Origin of the sequence: Pseudomonas sp., from assembly GCF_049645325.1 — a bacterium.
In the GTDB taxonomy this organism is placed as follows: Bacteria; Pseudomonadota; Gammaproteobacteria; order Pseudomonadales; family Pseudomonadaceae; genus Aquipseudomonas.
The window spans coordinates 1-3,041 of sequence record NZ_JBARTQ010000136.1; the positions used below are offsets into that span (position 1 = coordinate 1).

The following is a 3,041-nucleotide window of genomic DNA, read 5'->3' on the forward strand; positions in this document are numbered from 1 at the left end:
GCGTGACCCGCGCTGCCGAGAAACTGTTCCTCGGCCAGCCGGCCATCAGCGCTGCGTTGTCGCGCCTGCGCGGGCTGTTCGATGACCCGCTGTTTGTGCGCACCGGCCGCAGCATGGAGCCGTCGGCCCGCGCGGTGGAAATCTTCGCCCTGCTCTCCCCGGCCCTGGACTCGATCTCCACCGCCGTGAGCCGCGCCGCCGAATTCGACCCGGCGACCAGCACCGCGGTGTTCCGTATCGGCCTGTCCGACGACGTCGAATTCGCCCTGCTGCCGCAATTGCTCAAGCGCCTGCGCGCGGAAGCCCCGGGCATCGTGCTGGTAGTGCGGCGCGTCAACTACATACTGATGCCGGGCCTGCTCGCCTCTGGTGAAATCTCCATCGGCGTCAGCTACACCGCCGACCTGCCCGCCAACGCCAAGCGCAAAGTGCTGCGCCGCAGCCTGCCGAAACTGCTGCGTGCCGACAGCGTGCCCGGCTCGCTGAGCCTCGACGACTTCTGCGCGCGCCCACACGCGCTGGTGTCCTTCGCAGGCGACCTCAGCGGGTTTATTGATGAAGAGCTGGAAAAACTCGACCGCAAGCGCCACGTCGTGCTGGCGGTGCCGCAGTTCAACGGCCTGGGCACGCTGCTCGCCGGCACCGACATCCTGGCCACCGTGCCGGACTATGCCGCGGAGGCGCTGACCTCCGCCGGTGGCTTGCGCGCCGAAGACCCGCCGTTGCCGGTGCGCAGCTTTGAACTGCACATGGCGTGGCGCGGGTCGCAGGATAACGATCCTGGGGAGCGTTGGTTGCGGTCGCGGATTCAGATGTATTTTGGCGACCCTGACAGTCTTTAGGTGTCGTCGGATAGGCTATTCGGCTGATCATTTTTACCTTTTCCACAAACCATGGAGCGCCATTCACTGCCAGCGGATTGCTCCATTGGGGGCATATCTGAGGGCATGCTTTGGATGGTTTGAAAGGGATGCCCCCAAGCCTGAGGTCCAACAGTCTCCTTCGCGAAATGTTCTCTCCGTCCATAGAGCGTTATCCCACCGCATGCCAGTTGCGCTGGGCGCTGTGCATGCGCGCACGTGCAACTTCCAGAGCAACGCCGACGGTTTGGCAGTCACAGCGCCGGGGCGGCGGGCAAGGCAATACGGGTGCGCCACTCATTCGTTCTGCGCCAGGGTTTCAGCGGTGCGTCGGGGCGCGCAGGGCTTGAGGTGACAATGTCGTCCTAAAACGTTGAAACAATACGCTTGGCCGGATTGGACGGGCGCTCGGGACCTAGCGATACCCCCGCGCCTGAACATCGAACAGCTCGGCATAGCGCCCACCCGCCGCCATCAGCAGGTGATGGCTGCCCTCCTCCAGGATTCGCCCGCCGTCCAGCACGATGATGTGGTCGGCATTGCGCACACTGGAGAATCGATGGGAAATCAACAACGTCATGCGGCCCTTGGCGTGTTCGCGAAAGTGCTCGAACACCGCCGCCTCGGCGCCGGCGTCCAGCGCAGCCGTCGGCTCGTCAAGAATCAGCAGATCTGCCTCCTGGCGCATATACGCGCGTGACAAGGCGACTTTCTGCCATTGCCCACCCGACAACTCCTGGCCGCCAAGCCAGCGCCCTAACTGTGTGCCGTAGGTCCTGCTCAGGCGCTCGATGAATTCGGCGGCCACCCCCTGGGTTGCGGCAGTGCGCCAGCGCGCCTCGTCGTTCAGCGCATCGACGTCACCCACTCCAAGGTTCTCGCCGACGGTCATCTGGTAGCGGATGTAATCCTGGAAAATCACCCCAATGCGCTGGCGCAGTGTCTGTTCATCCCAGTCTTGCAAGTCGCTGCCATCCAGCAGAATGCGTCCCTCGTGCGGGGTATACAGGCGCGTGAGCAGTTTGATCAGGCTGGTTTTGCCCGAGCCATTCTCGCCCACCAGGGCCAGGCTTTGCCCCGGCGCCAAGTGCAGGTTGATGTCAGTCAATGCCGGCTGCTCAGCGCCGGGGTAACTGAACCCCACGTGCTCGCAGCGCAGACCGTCGCCGGGACGCGCGCCCTGGGTAAGCCGGCCACTCGGCACGACCACAGGGGTTAGCAGGTACTCATAAAGGTCCGACAGAAACAGACTGTCGTCATACAGGCCGGCAATCGCACTTAGGCTGGCGGTGATCGCGCTTTGCCCCTGCTTGAACAGCACGATGTACATGGTCATCTGTCCCAGGCTGGTCTGGCCGCGCACGGTGTCCAGCACCACCCAGGCGTAAGCCACATAAAACGCCGCGGTGCCCAGCAGGCCCAGTGCAAAGCCCCAGGCATCCCGGCGCACGGTCAACTGGCGGTCTTCGGTGTACAAGCGCCGGGCGTTGTCGCGGTAGCGCTTGAGGAACAGCGGCGCGAGGCCGAACAGCTTGACCTCTTTGGCATGGGTCTCGTGGGACAGCAGCGATTCCAGGTAATTCTGCTGACGGGTCTCGGGCGCGCGCCGGTGGAACAGGCGAAACGCATTGCCCGAAAAATGCGTTTCGGCGAAGAACACCGGTAAGGCGCCGACCACCAGAATCACCAGCGCCCACGGCGAAAAGTGCACCAACAGCACGGCAAAGCTGATCAGCGAGATCAGGTTCTGCACCAACCCCAGGCCCTTGGTGACCAGGCTCAGCGGCCGTGTCGACGCGCCCTGGCGCACGCGCACCAGCTTGTCGTGGAACTCGGCGTCTTCAAATTGCAGGAGTGAGAGGGTCTGGGCTTTCTCCAGAATCATCAGGTTGACCTTCACCCCCAACTGCACCCGCAGCAACGATTGCTGCATCGACAACGCGCGCTGGGCGGCGGCCAACAGCGCTAACACGCCCGCCTCGGCCAGCACGTACTGCATCACCGGCCACACGGGCGCCTGGCTGCCGGCTGCGTGAATCTGCATCGCGTGCACCACGCCATCGACAATACGCTGGCCGATCCAGGCAGCCAACGCAGGCAACAGACCGGCAACGATGGTGGCCAGCAGCAGGCCTATGAATAAGGGACGCGACGTCGCCCAGACCAGCTTCAGTGCCCTGC

At 63.9% G+C, this 3,041-nt stretch carries 2 protein-coding genes; one reads left to right on the forward strand and one right to left on the reverse strand.

The window, feature by feature from the left end:
* The coding region (locus WBB95_RS06030) for a LysR family transcriptional regulator (protein WP_424486730.1) at positions 1-842 on the forward strand (842 nt) is incomplete at its 5' end.
* A gap of 433 nt (positions 843-1,275) precedes the next feature.
* On the opposite strand, the gene WBB95_RS06035 is transcribed toward WBB95_RS06030, so the two are convergent.
* On the reverse strand, positions 1,276-3,041 hold a 1,766-nt coding region (locus tag WBB95_RS06035), incomplete at its 5' end, for an ABC transporter ATP-binding protein (protein ID WP_424486731.1).